This is a genomic window from Rickettsia endosymbiont of Rhinocyllus conicus, from assembly GCF_964026465.1.
Lineage (GTDB): Bacteria > Pseudomonadota > Alphaproteobacteria > Rickettsiales > Rickettsiaceae > Rickettsia.
The window spans coordinates 1,135,411-1,161,371 of the sequence record NZ_OZ032155.1 but is presented as its reverse complement, the minus strand read 5'-3'; the positions used below and the strand labels follow the sequence as shown (position 1 = coordinate 1,161,371).

Below are 25,961 nucleotides of genomic sequence, written 5' to 3'. Positions count from 1 at the left end.
TATAAAGATGGTAATATTACCGGTGGACAATCAATTTATTTAAACAAAGACACAAATAATAAAGCTGATATTGAGGTTAATAAACGTTCTTTTGGCAGAATCAGAGGTTCTTTTGTTGAGATTAGTAAAAATAATGAACAGCAGAACGTACAAAGCAGTAAAGATGGCAACAATTCAGCAAGTAATGTAACGATTATAGCAGAAGGGCTCGAGACAACTTTAAGCATTGCAGAAGCTGGTATTAAGGGCAAAATGCTTTGTAGTTTAGGTGTAAGTAACATCAGGAACTATGAGCCTATCAAAGGAGAAAGAATAATAATTGCTGCTGATAATGATGGCAAAGACGCAGTATCAGTTAATACTGTAATGAAAGCTCAGGAAGAATTAATTAGCAAAGGAGCTGTGGTATCAATAATACGACCACCAGAAAAAGGCGATTTTACGATATGTTAAAATCCCAAGGAGCAGAATCTATAAACAAGCTTATAGAGCCTGAAATAGCAAAATTAACAGTAGCTAGTAAAATAACTCAACAGTCATCCTTAAAAGCAAGTGATGATAGCAAATCACAATTTCAGTCTATAGAATTATTATTGTCAAAATTGGCAAATAACGATAATAACGAACTAAATAATTTGCAGCAACAGCAAATAACAGCTCTAGCAAAGTTTGGCACAGCAGAAAATATCAATACTGCCTTACAAATCTACAGAGAAAAAGGCATAGATTCTTGTATTTTCTATAGTAACAAGATTTGCATAGCAGCAATAGAGCAGAAGATACAGAAAGATTTACAAATTATGAAGAATAAATTTGATCCTAATTATAATCTTGGTGATAAAAAATTTTGTGATATAGTAGTACATGATTTTCAAGGCAAAAGTCATGAAATAGCAGAAGATTACTTAAATGCCATAGGAAGAGATAAACAAGTAATGCAATATATAAGTCCAAGCTTCCGAAATAGCTAAAGAAATAAGAAGTGCAGTAAAGCAAGTATCTGAGATCAAGTTAAATCAAGGAATAAGAGTTTAGAGTGTAGTGTAATAATATTTTATCAAGTTAAAAAATATAAATATATGAGTGAACAAGGAAACCTGCTGGGTGATCCAGATAAGGATAAGAAGAAAGCTAAGCATGATAAGATATTTCGTAAGGCACTCGAGAATCCTCTAGTTGCTAATGAGTTCTTTAATGCACATTTACCCCCAAATATTAAAAGTTTAATAGATTTTCCTAGTTTAGCAATGGAAAATACCACTTTTGTAGAAAGCTCTTTAAAAGATTCTATCTCTGATGTTTTATTCTCATGCAAATTTGATAAACAAGATGGATATTTATTTTTGCTTGTCGAACATCAATCAAAAGCAGATCATTTTATGGCTTTTAGGCTATTTAAATATATGATTAATATTTGTGAGCGATATTTAATACAAAATCCTAAAGCTAAGACTTTACCATTAATATACCCGATGATATTTTTCAATGGTCAGGAGAAATACAATGTTGCAAGGAATTTATGGGATTTATTTGCTAATAACAAATTAGCAAAAGAATTATGGATTAATGATTACCAGTTAGTGAATGTCCATGAAATTCCTGACGAAGAGTTTAAACAAAGAATATGGTCAGGGATATTAGAATTTTTTCTCAAACATATACATGAGAGAGAATTATTAAAAAGATGGCAAGAAATATCGGATATATTACCAGAATTAACTAAAATAACGATAGGCTATGATTATCTAGAAATGATATTATATTATACATTGACGAAGATAGAGCAAGCTGATAAAATAAAACTAGAGAATTTATTATCAACAAAGTTAAATCCAGAAACAGGGACAAGGCTTATGAGAAGTTTAGCAGAGCATTGGCAACAAGAAGGGAAAGAAATAGGTATTCTTGAAGGCTTACAAGTTGGTGAAGCTAAAGGTATCCAAATTGGAAAAGCTGAAGGAAAAGCTGAAGGAAAAGCTGAAGGAAAAGCTGAGGAAAGAGTTGAAATAGCAAAAAAACTATTATCCCAAGGTTGTAATATTACTTTAATCTCTAGTGTAACCGGTCTTGATGAAGCTTTTATTAGTTCTTTGGAGTAAATATATTTCTTGTAAAATTTACTCTATAAAAATTCTGAAATAATGAAAAAGTTTTTTTATACACGGCTTACCTCTAAAATTCATAATATTAAATTAGCGATTTACAGGGGCATTATAATAGGATTTTTCTTTATAAGGTATTCCCCTCCATCAAACAATTGAAATCTTTTAAAAATGCCATTAAAATGGTTTGATATTTTTAGATTTAAATCAAGTTTGTAAATTCATTTGTAATTTAGTAATAGGGAAATTACCCGCAAATTTTACATAACAGGTAAGATCTTCTAGATTCATAATTTCAGAAGGCATTACTAATAATTTTCTTTTCTCTAAATGATTCATATTAACTCCATCCCGCATAGAGTTAGCTCCGTATGAGAGACTTTCTTGAGTTTCAATAATTTCTTGCTCACCAAGCATTAAAGCTGATTTATGTGCTGTTTGCCAGTCACTTACTCGAAAAATAAATTTGCTACCAAATAGATCAAGCATTGAAGCTGCTCCTGCATGACCATATATTTCCTCTAATTGATGAATATTCTGCATGCCTGCAACAACGCAGCCACCATATTTCCGGCTTTCAGCTAAAGCTATAGGGAGTGAAGATATCTTTTGTAAAGCTGGTAGCTCATCAATCACAAACCACATATTACTATGAGTATTATTGATGTTCCTATTCATTAATGCTTTTATCGCTATGCTAATCCATGCAGCAATAAGTGGTCGAAGCATTACTCTCTGATTAGGAGTACTAGTTATAAATAACCAACCTTTGTCCGCAGTAAACCACTTTCTAATACTAAAACTACCATCAGGCTTTAAATGTTGCAGAGCTTCAATATTTTTACTAACAGTTGCTTGAATACCTGAAGATGTCTCAGGTGCACTACTGCTAATGATACCGGCTACTGCACTATTTTTAAAGATCCTAACAAATTCTTTATTATTTGCATAAAGAATAGTATTTATTAGCTTTTTGATGTCTTTACTATCCTGATATAATCTTAATCCTTCAGCCAGTACCAACTCAGCACTTTTAGCAAAAAAATCATCTAATTTTGGATTATAATTACTAAAGTTACTTGCCATATCATTAAAATCCCAAATTTCATGACAATCATTCCATGGTAACCATGCTGAACTATTCTCTTGCAAAGGATTAAGTATCTTATCACATTTGGGATCACAAAATCTATCAGTAAAGCTACCTGTTAAATCAACAATAATTGCTCTACCTCGCTCTTTTCTAATCTGAGGTAATAGCTCATTTAACATATTAGTTTTACCGCTACCTGTAGTACCGGTAATAAGAATATGTCTTCTCTCACTATCTTTAACTAATGGCAACCCAGAAAAGCAAATATTAGCAGCTTGTTTGTTTTTATAAAGCATTTTTGCTAAAATACCTGCTTCGACAAAATCTGCTCCTCTGATCTTATCTTGAATAACAGCTTTTTTACCTCGATACATAAAAAAGATGATAGCAGTAAATATTCCAACAGTAAAAGTAATGATACCTTCTTGCCAAGCTGAATGCAATAAAAATTGCCCAAATTGATTGATATTATGCGAATGTGGTGTAATATGCCAGAATTTATGCACAAATTCTTCAGCATTACGGTAAACCCAAGCTTTTTGCTCTAAATAATAGAATTTAATACCTATTTGATCTATAGGATAAAAATGTTCTCCTATAGCAAGTTTTAATTGTACGTATCGCTCTATGATAAAATAATATAGACTTATCAAGGATAATTTCTGATATATACGCCACATTAGCCAAGATACAGTAAATACCAATCCAACTATTAAAGCATTAATACTGCCTTGCCCAAGCATTCTCATCTGATGAGCAAAAATTTGTGAACCACGAGTAAAATTATTTTGATTTTGGTAGCTCATAAATAAATTATTTGTGTTTTAGGTTTACACTCATGAGATCCATATTACATAACTTCAAGTTTATAAATTATTTTTGAGTATTTGTAATTTTTCTTCCAAATAATCGGCCATACTACTATTACCTAGTTTTCTTAAACCTTTAATTATTTTTTCATATTCCTCTATAAGATTAGGCCTATATTTAAGAGCCAAGTTAAAGTTCTTTGTAGCTTCTTTGTGTTTACCTAAATTAACTAAAACAATGCCTTTTTCTAAGTAACTTTCAGAATAATCCGATTGATACTTAATAGCTAAATCATAGTTTTTAATTGCTTCTTCATATTGGCCTAATTTTCTAAAAGATGCACCTTTATTACAATATGCTGCCGCATGATTTAATTTATGATTAATCGCTAAATCATAATTTTTAATAGCTTCTTCATACTTACCTAACATACTTAATGTATAGCCTTTCAAATTATATGTTGCTTCATCATCAAGCTTATATTTGATAGCCAAGTCAAAACTTTTAATTGCTTCATGATATTTCCCTAAATGCATTAAAGACGTAGCTTTATTATAATAAGCGTTTGCATAATCAGGTTTATATTTAATGGCTAGATTACAGTTTTCTACTGCTTCATGATATTTCCCTAAATTTATCAAAGATATTCCCTTATTATAATATGCTTCTGGATATTTTAAGTCATATTTAAGTGCGAGATTATAATATTCAATTGCTTCTTGATATTTTCTTAAGTTATTTAATACACTACCTTTATTATTATAAGCTACTGCAAAATATGGATTATACTTCAGAGCAAGGTCAAAATTTTCTATTGCTTCTTGGTATCTACCTAACTTATTTAAAGAATTGCCTTTATTATTATAGGCCTCTGTGAAATCAAACTCGTATTTAATAGCTAAATCGTAATTTTTTATTGCTTCTTGATATTTACCTAAATTAGCTAAAACCATTCCTTTATAATTATAAGCATCTGCATAGTCAGGTTTATATTTGATTGCCAACTCATAATTTTTGATAGCTTCTTGATATTTACCTAATTTATATAAAGATCTACCAATATTAAAATATTCTTCTGCTAAAATATTTGGATCCTGAATGTGACCTTGTTGATCCATTTGTTGTGGTTTTTTATTAACAGAGTTAGTTGAGCTTTCTGCTAAAACAATGTTAAACAGCATTAATGGCAAGATAAAAAATATGAGTACTAATTTTTTAATATTTTGCATAAACTTATCCTTAATTATTTTTATTTTTGTAATCTAATAATTTTCTATTTCTTTTCTTTATTGCCTTATCACTAATGCCAATATTATCTGCTATTTGCTCACCAGTTCTGATAATTGTTGATTCAGGGGTTTTATTAAATTCATCTTCAATTTGTTCCTTCTTATTTTTTACTTTATCAGATAACTGCTCAAGAATCTTTACTTTTTCTACTTCATTATTATCTACATTGTTAATTAGTATTTGTTCTATGCTTTTATCATAAATATCATTTTTTTTGTTACCAATATCACTAGCCTGGTCATTTAATTGTTTGGTATTTTTATCAAAATCTGAGCGTAAGTTTTCTTTAGTTGGAATATTGATGTTACTTACTGAGCTTAAGTTTTGCGGTATAGTATTGTTAATTTTAGCTATAGAGAGTGCTATTTGTTCAGCTTCTTGTTGGTGAGTACTTGCCCACGCTGCTGCTTGCTCTTTACTACTTACGCCAGGAATATTCTTTGCAATTATGCTGTTCAATACTGGTTCATTTAAATTGCGATCAATAGCAGCGGAGTTTTGAGACACGTAATTCATATTATAGCTTAATTGCTCGATATTTTGTTTAGTTCTGGCTATTTCTTGCCCTACAGACTGTTGCTCAGAAAAATTACTATTAAGATTATTACTAAGCGACTGCAGATCACTATTTGTGTAACCTAATCTGCCATCTTTAGTAGCACTCTTAATCTTAGATAATGCTTCATTATATGATTGCTGTTGATTTACTGATTTTCCTCGTTCTTTTCCTTGCTCATTAGTTGATGTAACTTTACTCATTGCATTACCAACCACAGTATTCAATCCTATACTTCCTTCAGCACTAGTACTAGTGCCTTTTTTATTGCTACTACCGGTATGATCAGTAGCAGATGTGCTGTCTGAATTCATCTGCTGCAGAGCTAAATACTGGCTATCAGTAATACCGATGGATTTTGCTTCTTCATAGCTTAATCTCTTGCCTATTTCAGTTGCTATAGAATTTCCTGTAGTAGTTAAATCACTATATCTATCATTTAATGAGTCAAGATAACTTTGTGAACTCATAAACTGAGATTGATAACTATCCTGCAATAATTTAGAAGAGCGGTAGTTATTAACCAGTGAGTCTACTGCTTGAGTCAGCACTTGTCTGCCACTATCAGTACTGGTCACTCTCATTCCTCCATCATCAATAATTCCTCCTGCCAATTGCAGAGTTGGGGTAAGATTTTGCTGGGCAATTGTTCTATTACCGATGTTGTAATTATCCATAGAGAGGTTATTATCAGCAATATTAGCCCCAATGCTACTCGCAACCGGTACCGGAGAAAATTGATTAGCTAATGTTGTTGTTGCATGGGCACACGCCTTTAATACTGCCCAGGATAACATCGGAACTGAAGCTGCTAGCATCTGAAACGTTGCAAACTCATGCAGCACCATTTCTGAAAAACTCCCCTGTGATAAGATATTTAAACCAGTAAGGTGATTTGCACTTTTACCAGCTAGGCTAATCATCCCTAAACAATGAATTACGGTAAAAAATACTGGCCAGCTAGTTACCCAAATAATCAAGGTTATCCAGGTCTTAAAGATAGTATAACCGCCCGGCAGCATCGACATTGGAAATACTACGAAAATGAGACAAATCACCAAGGCAAAAAATACTGACTGTAAGATGGGCATGATATTTGCTGCCATTTCTCCTGCAACTAGGTAAGAAAATGATTGCTGAAATAATCCACGGGTAGCATTCATACTAACTAACTGAGGATATATTCTAGCAAGTGAGAATTTTTCCCGCAAGTCATCATAAGCTTCACGATTAGCATTAAGTAACATTGCTTGCCTCATCCACTGATGAATATCTGTTTGTTCTTTTTTAAGATATTTTAGAGTGTCAGAGGTCATAGTTTTTAATCTGCTAGATAATATCTCTTGCCTATCAGAGCTAATGCCTATAATATTTGCAAATTTAGTTAATAACCCATCATTTAATTCTTTATTAATAGCTGCCTTAATTAAAGGAGTTACCTGCCTGCAGGTTTTAAAAGAAATAGCAGAATTACTTGGATCTTTATAGTAAATGCCAAAATTATTAGGCATATTTTGTTCGATAAAAGCAATTATATCAGTGGCTCTTTGTGCTTCGGCTTTTTTACCTAAAATATTACCAATTATATAAGGTTTCATAAAACATTGTCTTAAAAATTCTTTTGCGTTGGTTAAAGTTACTGGATCTTCTATTTGAATATCCTTGATTTTACCAATAGCTTTTGCCCCAAACATAATACCATTCTTCCTGCTTGATAACCCTTCATCAGGTGGTAGTAAATGTTTTTCTAGCGTTTCTGATAAGGAATAACTTATTTTTGATGATATAGAGGCAAAAAAAGCAACACCTATTGGGATATTATCAATTTTCACAGGAGCCTGCATTGATATTTCATCCTTAAGCCATACATTTGCTTTTGGAGCAAATAAAAAGATAAAAATAAATAAGGATGGAAAAAACCACTCCATGGCAAAAATACCAATATTACCTCTAAAAATAGCACGAGTTGCTGCCCAAATTCCACCAATTGTCAAAGCAAATTTACCTACTGGTGTAAAATACTCACTGTGGGATGCAAATACTCTTCCTATACCATTAAAAATTTGCCATAATATATCTCCTCCACCAAATGTATGTATTACGTAATCTGCCATATGCTTTTTATATTTTTATCTTCTTTGCTTATTTTTGTACCTGCTTATCTTCTTACTCATCTAATTTTAATTTATAATTAATTTTTTAAGCCCTCTCTTTAGCTATTAAATGTTGTTCTATTAATCTTGCTCTTCTATCAATTTGATCACTACTTGTTAGCATATTACTCCATTTCTCCTGAGCAAAAAGTTGTACCCGATCTAAAGCTTTTAAGTAGGCAGTTAAATGATGATCTGCTACTTGCTTGGATTTTAGCATAGTTACTGCTTTTCTGACCTCAGAGACTACCTCCTTTAAATGCTGCAACAAGCTGTAACTAGCCACTAATTCTGAGGAGCTATCTAAAATAGTTACCCCAGATATTGCTTCTAAAGTAATATAATCATATATTGGCAATGCTTCCCCTATTGAGGATAGGAAAGTAATATCGGCATTACTAAACTCATTGTTACTTGCCAGTTTACTCTTTAATTCATCTAGCTTGGTTTTAGCCTTGCCTTGATATGATTGATCTGGAGCAATAGTAATATTGCGTCTTATTACTGGATTTAAACAATGAATATTATCACAAGTATAAATTGAGGCAGATTCACCGCCTTTTAAATGAGTAATCCAGCTCTTTTCATCTTGAGCAAGTGATGCAAAGAAATAGACATTATTATCTCGAACTATTATAGTTCCCGTCATTGACATAATGGCATTTCTCATATTTTCAGGAATCCCTGCTTTTTCTGCTGCTTTGGTAAAGATATTATAATTATCTAGCATTAGCTCTGGATCTTTATTTTGGATATTCGCTAAAGCTTGTTTCTGCTCTAAATCACTACGACATTTTTTACCGGCAGCAAAATAATCAAAGCCAGAGCTGGATTGTAAATCCTTGCAAACTGATTCTCTCACTGCTGAATCTTTAGGCAAAATGGAAGCGAAAATAGCTTTAGTCATCTCACAATCAGATTTGGCAAATTGATTCATTTCCATAGCAAGATTTCTTAAATCTTTTAAGGCATTTTCTATTTGCGGAGCAAAGGTCTTAAGACCCAATGAAAATGCATAAGCTTTTGCTTGCGAGCCTATATTTTTCATTAGTTGTACCAGCTCTTCACCTGAAATAATCGAAAAACTACCAAGATAAGAATCAATACCGCTACAGCTCATGGTCAGTGTTGGCGGAGTTATAGAGATCGGATTAAAAGCTGTTTTACTAGTCCGCATTGATAATCCTCCTGCCGCATAATAGCCAGCAGCTTGAGATTGATATGCACCAGGTTTCGTTACATTAACACTCATCCCTTCAAATACATCCTGTAAGTCCCAAGCATAAGTTGTTACTTGTAACAATAAAACTATAATGAGAATATGCATCACATGTTTTATGTAGATCACTCTTCTAAACTTACTGTTACCAATCATAATCACTAACCTTTAGTACATTATAGTACTGCACTATCAATAAAATATTTTCAGCAATTTTATTTTCACTAATAATGCCTTTTGCAATTAGATATATTTGTTTGCCGCTGCTATCAACTAAATATAATACCGGTACAATATTTTCTGGATTTAGTGTTTTTAACAAACCGGTATCCTTAATGGTTGGCATCCCTTGAAATCTAGTTTCACTATTACTTACAAAAATTAATTGAAAGCCATATTTATCTGCAAATTCTCTTACAATAGGGGTAAATGCCTGACAGTAATTGCATCCTTGATTTACTTGCATAATTAATCCCCAATTCTTAGCTAAAAATCTTAGTTTTTGGCTGTTTTCTTCTTCTTGCCTTACTTCATATAATTTCTTATGTAAGGAATTTACTGGTTCATCCATGTTTACTAGCTTGTAATCTAATATCGTTGCTAGTTGCCACATGGTGGCAAATTTATGTGATTTTTCTAAAATTTGTTTATGTAACCTTTGAGCAATAATGACATTTTCAAGAGTAGGATCATCTAAGGCTTGGTGCTGTGCTCTATTAAATTCCTTCTTTAAAGCTTCTATCCTTTGATCATAAGGCTCAAGTTCTGGCTCTTGCTTTTTTTTATCTTGAGAAAATTTTAATATTTCTGGCTTGTAAGCATGATCCTCGTTATACCATAAAAACCCTTGAGGTTGTTGCCAAAACTGATTATTTACATTAAACCTGATCATTTCATTTTTATTACTACTATCTAACTCCATAGTACCAGCAAATGCATGATTTGACCAATCATTGATTAATAACCATAAATTAATTACTAGTAATGTAATGGCTAGTAATAATTTATTTGCTATGTTTACCAGCCACTTCATCATTTTAATAGGATAAATTTGAATCAGTATGATTATTATTAAATCTTTGTTGTTGCATTATAGGCATCTGGTTTTTTAGTTGCTGCGGAAAATTCTTATACATTTTACTTTTAGCATGATCAAGTAAATCACTAAATAACTCCTCTAAATCCACTTTAGAAAAATCTATTCTTTGCAGCTCTTCTACTGTAAACCCCCTGCAATTAGCATGTTGTGCCGTGCCAAAACCAATAGCTAATTGTTTTTTGCCTTGTTCCTGAAATACTCGTGCAAGTTTTGAATTAAAACAACAATAAGTAGATTTTTTGGTAATACATTTCTTAAATATAGGATCTTTCTTAGCACAATATGTACCAACATAGTAGCACTGACCTTTTGCCCTTTTTAAGGCTAAGGCTTGTTCTTCTGCATTACATCTGCTAAGCCCTAGATCCTTACCCCAACCTTTGAATCCGGAACAACAATTAAGAAAATTACCGATATTTGTTTTACGACAATTATCGCTTGTACCTTTAAAAACCATCATCGGATTTGTCTGCATATCTTTTTTCATTTCATTTAACATTGCAAGATACCCAACATTTCCCATATCAGTATTTGGTGCAATAGTTGCAGTATGACAATCCCCTCCTAAACAAAACATTCGAGCTCCAGCAATAGAAGAACTCAGCTCTTTTTCCTTAATGTAACAGCTATAATCTCGCCTCCATTGCAAACAGATACTAGAGGCTTGCTTAATGCAGTTACTACTTTTTAATTCACAACCTTGCTTCTTTAAATGATGACACCCATCTTTTGGCTCGCTACTACATTGATATTTAATTTGCTCACTCCAGCATGGACGATTAACCCGATATTGATCATAAAATATCTTCTCTCCTCTTTCTAAACATACCGTACCTAGCTCATGACATTCATTATGCTCTATTAATGATTCTAATTCTTCTGGATAAAGAAGCCAATATTCTCCTTTTTCCTTAAATTCTTTTTCCTTTTCTCTAAATCTATATTTAAAATTATATTTATCCCACTTTACCTCATGTCTTCTACATTCAGTTAAATTTCCGCTGCCCCTTGGATTAATACCAATTTCTTCACTAATTTGTTCTAAATTTACTCCTAGCTTTTGGGCAATAATACTTCTTACTTCACTTTGAGTGCCAATGTCACTACGCATATGCATACCATTGCGTTTCTTTTTCCAATGAACCGGATATAGTAAGTGGTAATGTAACCTACATATCTCCTCTCCAGATATATCAATAGTTCTATCTTGCCATGCTCCCCATTTATCTATTAATTCTGTTTCTAAATATAGCTTCCTAATTATATCAACCGTAAAATCTACCCCTTCAATACAACTCTTAGCAATTTTTGTTTTGGTAATTATTTCGCTATTAGAAAAACTATCTCCTTCTGTATGTTTTAAAGGATCTGCCTCAATCTTAGCTAAATTAATAATCAAGGGGTTTTTAGAATTAATGTCATATTCTTGAGAAGCATCTATTTTTTTAAGCTCACCTTGTTGTAGTAATTGACCTGCTGAACTATTATTTAACATTTGACCGCCTTGCTTTGTTAAATCTTGATCACTCATATTACTTAAATTTGAAATATCTGCATCTTTATCAAATATTACTTTATTGCCCATTTGATCAGGATTGCCAAGCCTGATACTATTTTCATATTGTTTAGCCCTATTATAACTATCGTGAATGTTAGTAATCACATTAAAACTAAACAATACAATAATCATTGATAAAAACGTGAACCTCATGAATTTTCTTTGTTCATAATTTCTAAAGCATCATGTAATGACATGTGACCAGTTAGTCTTTTTACTCCCTTGTCTTCACTATTCACTATTATTGCTGGTACAGCAGTAATTTGATATTTCTCAAATAGATTTGGATCAATATCAAAACTAATACCAATTTCATCGGCTTTTGCTTTAGTCTCGACAAAAGAATTATTTTTTAGACCTCGCATTACAAGTTTTGCTCCTGCTCGTTCTGCTTCAACATAATAACTCTTTAATGCTGCATCAGGCATTGAAAATGAGATAAAAATGTAGATTTGATTATATGTTTTAGGCTGTATTATCTTCTGTAATAATTTTTCTTGTTCTGCCAAAGCATTTGTGCTACCTAAAATTAGTAAACTAGTTAAAATTATTGTTTTTAGGTTAAATTGCATATTTTTCTGTATCTTGTCATATCATTATAGCCTTAAAGTCGGGTAATGAAAGAAAGTTACCTTTCTTCCATCCCCTAAGAACCGTACAGGATACTTTCGCATCATACGGCTCAAGCCTCTTAAAGCCCAATTTATTTAGAACCAGCTTCAACATTGAATCTCCGATTATGGATCTGTTTATGGCAATTGATGTGTAGCATCATCAAATTTGAGCTCCTATTATCACCACCTTTTGATTTTGGGATAACATGATGTATATCCCAATCTGTTTCTAATGTGATGATTTGCGTGCAATTCGGACACTTACCTTTTTGCTTATTCCATAGATTTAATAATTTTCTGTTATCTGATAAAGATTCATACATTTTATGTTTTAATCTTTTTTCAAAATAATCATCCCATTTCTTATCATATGGATTAGCTTCGGACAAAATCTTTACATGTCGCTTAATAGGCAGTTTAGCTGGGTCAATAAGCTTATAAGTAATTGGTTCTTCCCCTAATTTTGGCTTGTCAGCTATACAAGCAAATCTCCAAGCATCACCTCTTATAAACTTAAAATACTTATTCTTAACCCAGTTACTACTCTTATTTGGATGCCGACGTTTAGACCATCGCCACACAATCTTAAATATCTCGTGCCTTAATTTACTGAAACTCTCTGTAGCAACTATATGTCTATGATATAAAGTCCAACCCCTGATAATAGGGTTGAGCATAGTTATCAATAAAACTTGTTTGATCATCTTATTATCTTTAGCAATTTTCCTTATCTTTCTTATGACATTTTGTAAGTTGTTTTTAGATGGCTTGATAAGAAACTTGCCATTATATTTCCGTACATTCTGTCCTAAGAAATCAAAGCCTTGATCAATATGAGTAATTTTGGTTTTAGTACTAGATAGCTTCAATCCTCGCTCTTGCAAGAATTGCTCTACAATAGGTAAAACAAGATTCTCTAATTGTTCCTTGGATCGACCTGTGATAATAAAATCATCAGCATAGATAATATAGTTGATCTTATGAGCCGGTTTTCTTGAGGATATTTTCATCGGAAACTTTTCAGCTAGTAACTTACCCAATCCACTTAGAGTCATATTCGCAAGTAATGCTGAAGCGATGCCACCTTGCGGAGTGCCAGATTCAGTAGGGTAGATATTACCAGCTTCCATATATCCAGCTTTTAGCCATTTTCTTAATATGGTTTTATCCATTGGAATATTATCTAGAAGCCATTGATGACTAATATTATCATAACATCCTTCAATATCAGCTTCCAGTATCCATTGAGCAGCACATTTCCTAGAAAGGACTATATAACACTGTTCTATGGCATCTGCAGCTGATCTTTCTGCTCTAAACCCATACGAATGTCTATCTGCTGTTGTTTCTGCAACTGGTTCTAATGCTAGCTTATAAAGAGCTTGCATAGCTCTATCTTTCATAGTAGGTATACCAAGTGGTCTCTTACCATTCACCTTTGGTATATAAATCCTTCTAAGAGGGGATGGATTATAACCATGTTGCCTCAAGTTTATTATTGTCTGAGATTTAAGATCAGGTGTATGCCAAATTTCTTGATCTACACCCGCAGTTCTTTTTCCTCGATTCTCAGTCACTCTTCTAACTGCAAGAGCTTTGCCGCTAAAAGAATGGGTTAATAGTCGTTGTAAAGCTTTAACTTTACCCCATCTACCTTCCTGTATTGCTTTTACGATACGCATCTGATGACTTCTAATAACTCTGTTACATCGACTCCAGTTAATACTGTGCCAACTCACATTGCTGTCAGTAGATGCACTAGCTACAATTTGATTTGTAACCACCATTTGCTTTTCTCCTTTAAAAGTTTCATCAAATTCTCTCGTAATAAGAGACCATAACGGAAGTCTGCCCGCTTTCGCGTAGGGTAATGTTACAACCCTTATCTGCCTCATTACAAAACAGCCTTCGCTTTCTCCGTCTCTCCTCTACCTGCATCCCTATCAGCTTACCTTACAGCTTACTTTCCCAGTCCAGGAAGAAATACAGGCTTACTGTGTTCTATATATATGACATAGATAGGTTAGGTTCTACCTTTCTGCCGGTGATCATAAAGTCTACGTATCGTGAGCCTATAGCACAATAACCAGATCACTTATCCTTTTGGACAGAGCTTATCAGCATCTTTAGCTCCTTACGACTGTAACGACATTTATCAGTAGTTCACATATGTTAACCATACCATCTAAGCCTAGCCTCTAACCACATGATGCTTGCAGTTTAATCTTTACCTCACAGCTTAGATTCTCTTTAAAAGCCGAGTACATTGTCCTGGTAGCTTCAAACAAAGAATTACTTCAATGCATGTACCAGTAGGCTACTGTTGGTAGAACAACAGGTTTAATCAATTTTCATAGTTAAACAATCATATATATAACCTCACATCGCCCAGAGGCAGCAGGCTCTTTTCCTCCAAATCAAATAACCAAAATCCTCACCTTTAACCGGGAATTCGCGTGCACCCTGCCAGGTAGTTTCAGTCTCACCAATTTTTTTACAAGAATAAACTTCTGGTATAGGATAGGTCATCTGCAGTCTATATTGGCTCTTCTTGATTATTGGCATTGGATATTTACCGCATAATCCGCTACTCCCAATATATCCCCATAATAACAACTCCCTATGTAACTTAGCCATAAATTTAGCCACTATTAATGCAGAAGTTCCAACTCCGCCATTATAAGAGCTAGTTGTACCGGTAAAGGGATAAAGAGAACCTTGACATCCCCCGCACCAAAACATCGTATCATTTGAGAGGTTACCAGAACTACAGCTCACACAATCAGCTATGCAGGCACTTTGAGCTGCAATATTGCCAAATAATAAACTTTCAGGATTTAATATAGCAGCCTTGTTATCATCTCCCCATAATGGATCAAATTCAGTTAAATATGCGATATCTACTTGTGACATCTCTAAACAGGCAAAATCAAGTAATATTTCAAGCCAGTAAATCACTGGATAAATATACCAATGAACATGATAAAAGCTACTTCCCTCTATATCATCCTTAACACCTTTTTGCATGCTAGTACCAAGATTAATGCCTCCAAGGCTTACCATACACATCGGAGATTTAGTTACATCCACCAGTCTTACCGGCTCCCAGAATCCAATTGGAATTCCTGGCACTGGCATCGGAATTGAAGGCTTAGGGCAAAAACAAACAATTTGCCTTGGGTTATTAGTATCAGCCATAGAACTTGACACAATTTTTACTCCTCCGATAGTAATTGGAAATAAACATTTCCAGCAAACATCAGTGATTGGATTTACAAACCTGCCTACGCAGCCAATTGATGCATAACTATAATTACCAAGCAAAATAATTATAATAAACATTATTAACTTCATTATTACTTGTATATTTCAGAAGTTATTAAATCTGTATTTGCTTGTACCTTTGCTTGCTCTGCTATCATATTATTTTTCTCACCTGCTATTAAATACACTACTTCTCCACTAGGCTTTACTATTGCGTGCACCCTACCTTGTAATACATTTTCGATTATCTTTTCTAAATTTTTCTTTGCTTCTGGTAATTGCCACTTCTTCATAGATTACCTCCGGATTTGATCAGTTGTTATTCACACCTTAATTTTTACTCAAATACTATAATATTTCAATTAATCTTGATTTCACTAATCTTTAATAAAATCCCTTCTTGTTCTATTATAACTGGAATAGCTTTTATCTTAAAACGAGTAGTTAGAACGCCACCTTGATCAAAAAATATTTGCTTGTTTAATTCTTGCCCAAGCTCTATAGGGTTTCCTTTAGTAAGTACTAATTTTCCTATTTGTGATTTAGACCACTTAACCTGCTGCTCATCATCTCCATCAATAAATATTAATGGTTCTCCCCAGCTTACTTTTTCTAAAGGATTGACACTTGTGCCAGCTTTTACTATGATCTTTCCCGCTTGATCTTTTATATCTGTCTTTTGTATAAAGCTCGGATCATAGTGCCAATTTCGGTTTATGCTTGTTTTTGCTAAAGCTAAGATAGCAGTTGGTCTAGAGATTTTCTGTTTTACTTTATTTTTAAATTCTTCCTGCATTTTCTCTAAAACGCCATTTTGTTTTGCTATTTTGAGCCTCGCCATAATGACCTCTAATAATGACTCTTCAATAATTGGAAATACATGACCTTGTACTTCATAATCTTTAATTTCTATTTTAGAATTATTATCTATGCTTATGTCTAAATTATTATTGTGTGCATTTACATAACTTACCTTCAATATAATCATAAATAAAACAAAGGAGTTTATGGCAATAATTTTTATGTCTAAATACCTTCTCATATTTTCTAATCACTTTAAGCCAAGCCTCGCTCTTCCATGATACTATTAATTGCATCCGTTGCATTTAAGCCTTGAATCATTCTATCCTCTATAGCTTGGTAATCCCTAGCATTAGTAGATGTTAGCATCAGAGTAAATGGATCTAACATTAACCTTGCTACTACTCCGTTAACACTTGGTCCATAAATCGCTGCTTCACTATAATGCGGTGGATTTGAATGAATAGACTGCAGTAAATTTAGCTTCCAGTCCTCATCGACAAAACCTGCAAGTTTGGGGTTGGCTCTCATTGCTTTAAAGCTCTCAGGATTTTGCTTGAGAATAACTTTATGTGATGAATTCTCAAAAGCTTTTTCAGCAGCTGATCCTGCTTCCCTAAAGTAATCAGTTAATTGCTGAGTAGCAAGGGTTATTGAGCCGTTGTATTTTCTAGCTATTCTTCCGGCTTCTTCAATAAATTCTCCAGATCTCTTGCCGGATAGTAATTTCCATGCTTCATCAATCATGATTAGAAACGGACGCTTCCTATCACCTTTAACCATTGCTTGGTTAATATGCACAATCATGATTTGCACGATCACTGCAAGTAGTGCCGGGCTACTACGAAGATGATCAGTTTCAATTACTACTATATCTGAGCTTAAGGATAATTTTGCCTTACCACTAAAAAACTTGCCATATTGCCCATCACGGGTAAATGGAAATAGCATATTACCAAGTTCTTGCGAGTAAGACTCTTCTCTTTTAAGCAACCAATCTGCTATGTCAGTGATCTCAGCTCTTGCTCCTTTTGCTTGCCACACAGCTATTAAGGCTTTTTGCAGCATTGGTTGCTGCAAATCATTAGTTCCATACTGAGGAGCTGCCATGGTTGCTAGAATCGATGGAAAACTTGCTAGAAAATCTGCTTGTGCTTCAATTGAGTCTTCGCTGCCGCCTGCTGGAATTTCTGAGAATGGATTAATTGATATCGGATTTTTTACATCAAATTCAATATAATTACCGCCCAGTAGCAAACAGGTTCTTTTAAATGATCTACCATAATCAAGAACAAATACTTTGCCGCCAGTGCCTAAGACTGATAGCATTAGTTCTTGCATAAATACTGATTTACCGGATCCTGGTACTCCTGCTATACAAAGATTAAAATTTTCATTGGGAGCTGCAGCTGTGCTATATAAATTTGAACCAATTAATGCTGAACCAAAGGGCGACCAATACATTATCTGTCCTCTTCTACCGGTAAGCAGCATGCCAGGAGAGCTTAAATCCCCTTTCCATTCACCAATAATAGGCAGTAACACCTTACTTTCTGAAGCAATAGTCCTTATGCCTCTACCAAGATTTGATAATGCTACGCCAACTCCCCTAGTCTTTTTATTAAATATGTTATTGAATCTATTAAATTTACCTACTAAAGAATTTGGTGCTGCTTCAACTAACTGCATCGGCAAACTAGCAAGTACCACCGCTAAATGATCATATTTACAAGGGACAAAATACCAGCCACTTCGACGAAGCTGTGAGCAAAACTGTGATGCTGCTTGTTTGGCTTTATTCTTCTGATCCCACATAATGACATTTAAGTGGATATTTACTACTCTATCACCATTTTGTAAGCACGATACTGCTCCTGCTAAATCTTGTGCCTCGTACTGCAGATTAGGAAAGAATTTCGGCTCTGTCGCATCTATTGCCAAGTGTCGTAATATAGGCTATAAAGAGCCAAAAAATTAGCAGTATGCCATTTGCAATATCACCAAAACTTTTGAAGTATTTTAAAGGATTTTGTTCATCTCCTGAGATAATCATGTTATTTGTGTATATGAAATGTAGATTTTCGTTAAGTTACAGAGAACTTGAGGAGATGGCAAGTATCAGAGGTGCTAAAATAGATCACGCTACTCTTCAAAGATGGTTAATTAAATTTGCTCCTTTGATAGATAGGGAGGTTAGAAAACGTAAGAAACCGATTGGCAATAGCTGGAGAATGGATGAAACATATATTAAGCTCAATGGTAAATGGGTATATCTATATAGAGCCATCGACTCTTGTGGCGATACTATTGAGTTCTTATTAAGAAAACGTAGAGATGCTGCAGCTGCTAAGGCGTTTTTTAAAAAAGCCTTTAAGAGTAACGATATACCTAAAAAGGTAGTAATAGATAAGAGTGGTAGTAATACTTCGGCTCTTACTGACTTTAATAAAAACTCACCTAAAGAACAAAAGATAAAAATACTTCAAAATAAATATCTGAACAATTTGATAGAACAAGATCATAGATTTGTTAAGAAACGAACTAAGCCAATGCTTGGTTTTAAGAGTTTCCGTAGTGCTAAGATAACTATTGCTGGTATTGAAAATATTCGTATGATTCAAAAAGGACAAATAGTAGGAGCTAATGAGCAGGTATCTACTTTTGAAAACTTTAAAATGTTAATGGCAGCATAATATCTAAAATCTTAGGTTTTAGTGAAAATACTAGACATGATGTATAGATGCGACAGAGCCCACTTTTTTCATTAATTTTAAGAGTTAAGTTATACTTAAAATTATCTTGATTTATAGCAAAATTCATGAATCTAAGTTTGTTTCTATATTATTGCTGGTCAGGTTTTTTACACTTTCAAAATCACCTTTAATAAAAGCGATATCTAAATCAGTTGCCTCTAAACGTTTTAGTTCTTTCACTCTTTCAGGGGAGTCAGCTAACTTTTTAATTGTTTTAATAGCAATAGGAAGTAATGCTGTTATTTCTTCATTTTCAGGGTCGTGACTATCTGTTATAGCTTGATCAATTGCACATCTTATAATATCAATATAACTATTATTTGCTTTACTAGTTTTAACAAATTCTACTTTTTTTATATTTTTTAATTGAGTAATTAAACCTTGTAAATTTAAATTAAAAATATCTGTGTTATGACTATCAAAATTTAATTTTCCATGCATAAATAATTTCCTTTAATAATTATAAATTAACTTTTAGTGCATTACCATATAATATGGTTCTAAAGTTTGTCAACAAAAAGTTTATAATAATTAAGATTTCAGTATAATAAATATTAATATAAATTAAACTAATGATTAGTTTATCAACTTTCTTTTGAAGCAGCGTAAATATTTTACATTAGTTTAATATCAAGCTATTCTTGATTATTATTAAAAAATCTTTAACAGAGGTGATTATGACTAAAAATAAAAAATCAGTTCGATTTAATGAAAATCCACAAATTAAAGAATCCAAAACTCGATAAAAATAGCGATATCTATTCTATAAAGAGAAAAATAATTAATATAGTTGACGATGAGGTAGAAAATGAAACTAAATTACTTACTGAAACTCAGTTTCTTGTTAAAAAAACTCTGCATGGTAAAGATTTCAGATATGAGATAACTGGTTTTATTAATAAAGCTGGGGAATATATAACTGAACCTGAACAGATAAAACAAAATTTAAAATTATACGCTTTTGCAGAATTTGCCGATTTACAAAAAGATATTTTAGGCAAGTTTGATAAGGAGGGTAATTTAAAAATATCTAAAAATTTTGAAGCCGATGAAGAGATAGTATTACGAAAAAATGGTAAGTTATTGTTTGTTAAAACAGAGAAAGGCTTAGTAATATAGGCAAGGAGAATTGAAGAAAGTGAATAAAATTTTACAAAAGATGGATTCTTTTTTGAAGATTCAGTGTAAAAGTTCCAAAAAGTGCAATAAGTCCTAATGGAAAGCCAAAAAAGTCGATTCTTAAAAGAAGTTAAAATAATATTTTATTCTTATCGTAAAAAAGAAATTTAAAAATTATTTAAAATAGTGTTTGACAACATTCGAAATTATGGATATAAAATCAATCACACAAGGTTTGAAACACAAAACTTTGTAGCTGTTTAAAAAGTTGATAAAGCTAAAAACTAAATACACCGCGATAATAAAAATTTATATCGTGAGTTAGATACTGAAGAAATTGTAAAATTAATTCTGTATGCATCGTGTAATCTCAAGTAATAAAGCGTAAGTAAATATAATAAGAGCATTTGGTGGATGCCTTGGCATTAGAAGGCGATGAAAGACGTAATACGCTGCGATAAGCTTCGGGGAGCTGCGAATAAGCTTTGATCCGAAGATTTCCGAATGGGGAAACCCACCTAATTTATTAGGTATTGTATAGTGAATACATAGCTATATGAGGCAAACCCAGCGAACTGAAATATCTAAGTAGCTGGAGGAAAGGACATCAACCGAGACTCCGTTAGTAGTGACGAGCGAACGCGGACCAGGCCAGTGGCTTCAAAAAAATAACTAAAACAACATGGAAAGGTTGACCGTAGAGGGTGATAGTCCCGTATAGGTAAAAAGTTTGAAGTCCTTGAGTAAGGCGGGACACGTGAAATCCTGTCTGAACATAGGGGGACCACCCTCTAAGCCTAAGTACTCTCTAGTGACCGATAGTGAACAAGTACCGTGAGGGAAAGGTGAAAAGTACCCCGACAAGGGGAGTGAAATAGTATCTGAAACCAAATGCTTACAAGCAGTCGGAGCAAGCATTTATGTCTTGTGACGGCGTACCTTTTGTATAATGGGTCAGCGACTTAGTTTATCTAGCAAGCTTAAGCCGTTAGGTGTAGGCGTAGCGAAAGCGAGTCTGAATAGGGCGACTATAGTTAGATGAATTAGACCCGAAACCGAGTGATCTAGCCATGGCCAGGTTGAAAGCGGAGTAAAATCCGCTGAAGGACCGAACCCACTACTGTTGAAAAAGTAGGGGATGAGCTGTGGTTAGGGGTGAAAGACCAATCAAACTCGGATATAGCTGGTTCTCCGCGAAATCTATTTAGGTAGAGCGTTATAGCGGTTACCATCGGAGGTAGAGCACTGAATGAGCTAGGGGGTCCCACAGACTTACCAAACTCAATCAAACTCCGAATGCCGATGAGTATAGCATAGCAGACAGACTATGGGTGCTAAGGTCCATAGTCGAGAGGGAAAAAGCCCAGACCGCCATCTAAGGTCCCTAAATCATGACTAAGTGTTAAAGGATGTGAGAAGACCAAAACAACTAGGATGTTGGCTTAGAAGCAGTCATCATTTAAAGAAAGCGTAATAGCTCACTAGTCTAAATAAGTTTTCTTGCGCCAACAATGTAACGGGGCTCAAGTCATGTACCGAAGATGCGGATTCACACATTTGGTGTGAGTGGTAGTGGAGCGTTCCGTAAGCCTGTGAAGGTGAACCGTAAGGTTTGCTGGAGGTATCGGAAGTGAGAATGCTGACATAAGTAGCGATAAAGAATGCGAGAAACATTCTCGCCGAAAGTCCAAGGGTTCTTGCGTAAAGTTAATCTGCGCAAGGTTAGTCGGTCCCTAAGGTGAGGCTGAAAGGCGTAATCGATGGGAATCAGGTTAATATTCCTGAACCTGAAGGATGTGACGAAAGTAGTAAGTTGTACAGTCTTATTGGATTGATTGTGCAGCGAATATTTTCCAGGAAATAATACCTTCATTATAGACCGTACCCGAAACCGACACAGGTGGACAGGTAGAGTATACCAAGGCGCTTGAGAGAACGATGCTGAAGGAACTAGGCAAATTGCATCTGTAACTTCGGAAGAAAGATGACCTACATATGGGCAACCATTTGTGGGTGGCACAAGCTAGGGGGTAGCGACTGTTTATTAAAAACACAGGGCTCTGCAAAGTCAATAGACGAAGTATAGGGTCTGACGCCTGCCCAGTGCTGGAAGATTAAGAGGAGGGGTGCAAGCTCTGAATTGAAGTCCCAGTGAACGGCGGCCGTAACTATGACGGTCCTAAGGTAGCGAAATTCCTTGTCGGGTAAGTTCCGACCCGCACGAATGGCGTAACGATTTCCCCGCTGTCTCCAGTATCGACTCAGCGAAATTGAATTCTCCGTGAAAATGCGGAGTTCCCGCGGTCAGACGGAAAGACCCCGTGAACCTTTACTATAGCTTTGCACTGGTGTTAGGAATCAAATGTGCAGGATAGGTGGGAGACTATGAAGCAGAGGCGTCAGCCTTTGTGGAGTCATCCTTGAGATACCACCCTTTTGGTTCTTGACATCTAACCGAGATCCTTGAATCAGGATCCGAGACAATGCATGGTGGGTAGTTTGACTGGGGCGGTCGCCTCCCAAAGAGTAACGGAGGCGCGCGATGGTTAGCTCAGGTTGGTCGGAAATCAACTTTTAGAGTGCAATGGCATAAGCTAGCCTGACTGCGAGTCTGACAAGACGAGCAGAGACGAAAGTCGGTCATAGTGATCCGGTGGTCCCGAGTGGAAGGGCCATCGCTCAACGAATAAAAGGTACTCCGGGGATAACAGGCTGATGATTTCCAAGCGTCCATAGCGACGAAATCGTTTGGCACCTCGATGTCGGCTCATCACATCCTGGGGCTGGAGAAGGTCCCAAGGGTTCGGCTGTTCGCCGATTAAAGTGGTACGTGAGCTGGGTTTAGAACGTCGTGAGACAGTTCGGTCCCTATCTGCCGTGGGTGTAGGAAGTTTGAGAGGATCTGCCTTTAGTACGAGAGGACCGAGGTGGACGTACCCCTGGTGGACCAGTTGTCGTGCCAACGGCACAGCTGGGTAGCTAAGTACGGAAGGGATAACCGCTGAATGCATCTAAGCAGGAAACCCACCTCAAAACTAGACTTCCCCATTAGAGCCGTGGAAGACCACCACGTTGATAGGTCAGGTGTGGAAGCACAGTAATGTGTGTAGCTAACTGATACTAATAGCTCGATTGATTTACTTTGCTGTGAGATTACACATGTATATAGTGTTTATTCTATAATATGTCAGTATCAACTTACAAAGTTATCAGGTTAAAATAGCTTTATCAATTAATAAAAGTGTTGTTGCATGATTGTTATCCCGTGGCTTGACCACGAGATCCAGTAAAATATAATGTCATCTCGTGGCTTGTCCACGGGATCTCAGGATACAAATTGTGATACAAGATAATTAAGCCATGCAACAACACTAACAGCAACCAATACAAATCTACTATTTAAAAAGTTTGTATTGCTAGCTTGGTGGTTATAGCATGAGTGAAACACACGATCCCATCCCGAACTCGAACGTGAAACCTCATAGCGCTAATGGTACTATGTCATAAGGCATGGGAGAGTAAGTCGCTGCCAAGCTTGCAATGCAAATTTTTTAATTCCTCTTGTTAAATCTTCTTTTTATACTCAAAAAATTAAGTTCAATTACAAAAAGTAGAGACTATAAATAATAAAATGAGCTATGAGCGACAAAAAGCATCGTTAGGACATTCAATCATTTTATTATATACTCCTAATAAATGAAGAGTTGGGTATACGAAGATCAACTTGGAAAAGAGTAATCGGTCTAAAGCCCTCTGAGCGAAGCGTATACTTAATACGTGGCTACCTGCGATCTTATAAGACGACGTAGCCAATTTTTCAAGTTCTATCTGAGTATATACATAAGATATGATTTTTCTTTATATATTTTTTAGTATTATTTTTTTAACTAGCTGTCAGAATGATAATCACAGAAACAGCGATCTTAAATATATTTATAACGAAATTCAAGAAAATCATCCTGGTATTTTTAATAAAGAAGACCCTACATTTAAGGAAAACCTTAAACATAATTATCTAAAAGCAAACAAAGCTTTTTATAAAACATCTCAACAAAACCCTAAGCAAATTATAGAAGCTTTTATCAGCACTTTTAACGATACTCATTTAAGCGTTAATTGGTATAATGAAATGCCAAAAATAATACCTTATAATTTTAAACCATTTCAAATTAAGTATTTTCTTAAAAATATTGTTTGGATAGAGTTACCTAACTTTGATTTAACTGAATCGCAACAACAAGAATTTAATTCACTTCTTGCTGCAATTAAAAACTTTAGAAAAAAGAATATAATAGTTTTTGATTTAAGGGGTAATCAAGGAGGAAACTCTGATTATGGTAGCGAACTTATTAACCAATTATTTGGGAAAAATTATGCTACACAACAAAGAAATCTAGCTTATAAAAATGTTTATGTAGATTGGCGGGTAAGCCTTAATAATTTAAATCATGTTAAAAATTTATATAAACGATATCAAAATCCTTGTCTTAAAAATATTATTGAAGGTTTAGAGAAAAATTTACAAGAAAAGCAACCTTATTATAGAGAGTTACTATTTGATAAATCTTTACCCTTAAATACTTCTTTACTAAATCCGGTTAAAGCAAAAATTATTATAATTATTGATGAGAAAAATGTAAGTAGCACACTTGATTTTATCGATGAGTTAGAAATAATGACTCAAAATGTAATTCTTGTAGGAAAGACTACAAAGGCAGATCGGTTATATATGGAATTAAGAACGGTCGAGCTACCAAGTAAGCTAGGCGTTTTTTCTTTTCCTATTAAGGTTTATAGGAATCGCAATCGAGGCGACAATATACCTTATATTCCTGACTTTGAAATCGATCCTAAAAATACGCCTAAATTAGAAGATTTTATTTTAAATAAAAATTATGATTAATAACTTAATTTCTGATATCCGTTATTTATAACGTTTGGTTTTGCATTACCAGTATATTTTAGTGATATATAATAATTACTAATCTGTTCTAGTTTTATGCATTCATCAATATCATATATATTATCTGTATGTAACATTTGGTGATTAGCAAAAAGTTTATTCCTTGCTGCTTTTATTGCTTCTGCTCTAGATTTTGCTACTGTTAAAGTCATAAAATGACTTTCGCCAAAATTATCTTGTAGGTAATAACCTAAATTGACAAAAAATAAACTATTAGGCGTTGGTTTTATTTTGCCTTGATTAACTTCTATCTCAAATCCATCAATATTTTCTATCTCAAATCCATCAATATTTTCTATCATAAACCAAGAATCTATATGGAAAGATGGGTTGCCAATCCATTTTTCTTTAACTTTATTTGCTATTTCAATATCAGATTGTCCTATAACAAACACTACATCATGAATTTCTATATTGCATTTATCGATTTTTCCTCCTAAATAAAAGATAAATAATTTAGGTTTATTATTATTTTGGTTTTCAAAAAATTTCATAATATAATATTAGTATGGATATATTTAAAAATAATATAATTAGTAAATATAAAGAGCAAGGAAAAGCTTGGCT

At 34.1% G+C, this 25,961-nt stretch carries 16 protein-coding genes, 2 rRNA genes and 3 pseudogenes; 7 read left to right on the top strand and 14 right to left on the bottom strand.

The window, feature by feature from the left end:
• Window positions 1–3: 3 nt before the first annotated feature.
• Together AAGD54_RS06235 and AAGD54_RS06230 are read left to right on the top strand one after the other, a co-directional pair.
• A pseudogene (locus AAGD54_RS06235) lies at window positions 4–1,035 on the top strand (toprim domain-containing protein); the annotation flags it as partial.
• Window positions 1,036–1,079: 44 nt separating this feature from the next.
• Window positions 1,080–2,099, top strand: a complete 1,020-nt coding sequence (locus AAGD54_RS06230) for an Rpn family recombination-promoting nuclease/putative transposase (RefSeq protein WP_341794396.1) — start codon at window positions 1,080–1,082, stop codon at window positions 2,097–2,099.
• Between the two features lie 210 nt (window positions 2,100–2,309).
• Here AAGD54_RS06230 and AAGD54_RS06225 read toward each other — a convergent pair whose 3' ends face one another.
• The 12 genes and pseudogenes from AAGD54_RS06225 to AAGD54_RS06170 form a co-directional block, all read right to left on the bottom strand.
• Window positions 2,310–4,001, bottom strand: a complete 1,692-nt coding sequence (locus AAGD54_RS06225; protein ID WP_341794395.1) for a type IV secretion system DNA-binding domain-containing protein — start codon at window positions 3,999–4,001, stop codon at window positions 2,310–2,312.
• Between the two features lie 60 nt (window positions 4,002–4,061).
• Complete coding sequence (locus AAGD54_RS06220) at window positions 4,062–5,234, bottom strand: tetratricopeptide repeat protein (RefSeq protein ID WP_341794394.1); 1,173 nt, start codon at window positions 5,232–5,234, stop codon at window positions 4,062–4,064.
• A gap of 10 nt (window positions 5,235–5,244) precedes the next feature.
• Window positions 5,245–7,965, bottom strand: a complete 2,721-nt coding sequence (locus AAGD54_RS06215; protein WP_341794393.1) for a conjugal transfer protein TraG N-terminal domain-containing protein — start codon at window positions 7,963–7,965, stop codon at window positions 5,245–5,247.
• Between the two features lie 85 nt (window positions 7,966–8,050).
• Window positions 8,051–9,379 (bottom strand): conjugal transfer protein TraH, encoded by a 1,329-nt coding sequence (locus AAGD54_RS06210; protein ID WP_341794392.1) that lies wholly within the window; start codon window positions 9,377–9,379, stop codon window positions 8,051–8,053.
• Window positions 9,369–10,259 (bottom strand): conjugal transfer protein TraF, encoded by an 891-nt coding sequence (locus tag AAGD54_RS06205; RefSeq protein ID WP_341794391.1) that lies wholly within the window; start codon window positions 10,257–10,259, stop codon window positions 9,369–9,371. The genes AAGD54_RS06210 and AAGD54_RS06205 overlap by 11 nt, the downstream gene beginning before the upstream one ends.
• Before the next feature lies 1 nt (window position 10,260).
• Window positions 10,261–12,012, bottom strand: a complete 1,752-nt coding sequence (locus tag AAGD54_RS06200; RefSeq protein ID WP_341794390.1) for a conjugal transfer protein TraN — start codon at window positions 12,010–12,012, stop codon at window positions 10,261–10,263.
• Between the two features lie 17 nt (window positions 12,013–12,029).
• Window positions 12,030–12,452, bottom strand: a complete 423-nt coding sequence (trbC, locus tag AAGD54_RS06195; protein WP_341794389.1) for a type-F conjugative transfer system pilin assembly protein TrbC — start codon at window positions 12,450–12,452, stop codon at window positions 12,030–12,032.
• 131 nt (window positions 12,453–12,583) lie between these two features.
• Window positions 12,584–14,281, bottom strand: coding sequence for a group II intron reverse transcriptase/maturase (ltrA, locus tag AAGD54_RS06190; protein WP_410526060.1), 1,698 nt, complete (start codon window positions 14,279–14,281; stop codon window positions 12,584–12,586).
• A 592-nt stretch (window positions 14,282–14,873) separates the two neighbouring features.
• Window positions 14,874–15,848 (bottom strand): conjugal transfer pilus assembly protein TraU, encoded by a 975-nt coding sequence (gene traU, locus AAGD54_RS06185; RefSeq protein WP_341794387.1) that lies wholly within the window; start codon window positions 15,846–15,848, stop codon window positions 14,874–14,876.
• Window positions 15,849–15,850: 2 nt separating this feature from the next.
• Complete coding sequence (locus AAGD54_RS06180; protein ID WP_341794386.1) at window positions 15,851–16,051, bottom strand: type II toxin-antitoxin system Phd/YefM family antitoxin; 201 nt, start codon at window positions 16,049–16,051, stop codon at window positions 15,851–15,853.
• Window positions 16,052–16,116: 65 nt separating this feature from the next.
• Window positions 16,117–16,800: a type-F conjugative transfer system protein TraW gene (gene traW / locus AAGD54_RS06175; protein WP_341794385.1), complete on the bottom strand. Its 684-nt coding sequence runs from the start codon at window positions 16,798–16,800 to the stop codon at window positions 16,117–16,119.
• A 14-nt stretch (window positions 16,801–16,814) separates the two neighbouring features.
• A pseudogene (locus AAGD54_RS06170) lies at window positions 16,815–18,494 on the bottom strand (ATP-binding protein); the annotation flags it as partial.
• Window positions 18,495–18,541: 47 nt separating this feature from the next.
• Here AAGD54_RS06170 and AAGD54_RS06165 point away from each other — a divergent pair.
• Window positions 18,542–19,252 (top strand): IS6 family transposase, encoded by a 711-nt coding sequence (locus tag AAGD54_RS06165; RefSeq protein WP_341794245.1) that lies wholly within the window; start codon window positions 18,542–18,544, stop codon window positions 19,250–19,252.
• 123 nt (window positions 19,253–19,375) lie between these two features.
• Here the strand turns inward: AAGD54_RS06165 and AAGD54_RS06160 are convergent, their stop codons facing one another.
• Complete coding sequence (locus AAGD54_RS06160; RefSeq protein WP_341788898.1) at window positions 19,376–19,753, bottom strand: hypothetical protein; 378 nt, start codon at window positions 19,751–19,753, stop codon at window positions 19,376–19,378.
• Between the two features lie 414 nt (window positions 19,754–20,167).
• Here AAGD54_RS06160 and AAGD54_RS06155 point away from each other — a divergent pair.
• The 4 genes and pseudogenes from AAGD54_RS06155 to AAGD54_RS06140 form a co-directional block, all read left to right on the top strand.
• Window positions 20,168–20,471, top strand: a pseudogene (locus AAGD54_RS06155) (hypothetical protein); the annotation flags it as partial.
• Window positions 20,472–20,817: 346 nt separating this feature from the next.
• Window positions 20,818–23,576, top strand: a 23S ribosomal RNA gene (locus tag AAGD54_RS06150).
• A gap of 275 nt (window positions 23,577–23,851) precedes the next feature.
• Window positions 23,852–23,966 (top strand): 5S ribosomal RNA (gene rrf, locus AAGD54_RS06145).
• 312 nt (window positions 23,967–24,278) lie between these two features.
• A complete protein-coding gene (locus AAGD54_RS06140; RefSeq protein WP_341788899.1) occupies window positions 24,279–25,334 on the top strand; it encodes a S41 family peptidase in 1,056 nt (351 codons plus the stop codon).
• On the opposite strand, the gene AAGD54_RS06135 is transcribed toward AAGD54_RS06140, so the two are convergent.
• The gene (locus AAGD54_RS06135; protein ID WP_341794384.1) at window positions 25,331–25,888 is read right to left on the bottom strand and encodes a DUF1543 domain-containing protein; all 558 of its coding nucleotides are present in this window, start codon (window positions 25,886–25,888) and stop codon (window positions 25,331–25,333) included. The genes AAGD54_RS06140 and AAGD54_RS06135 overlap by 4 nt on opposite strands.
• Window positions 25,889–25,961 lie beyond the last annotated feature (73 nt).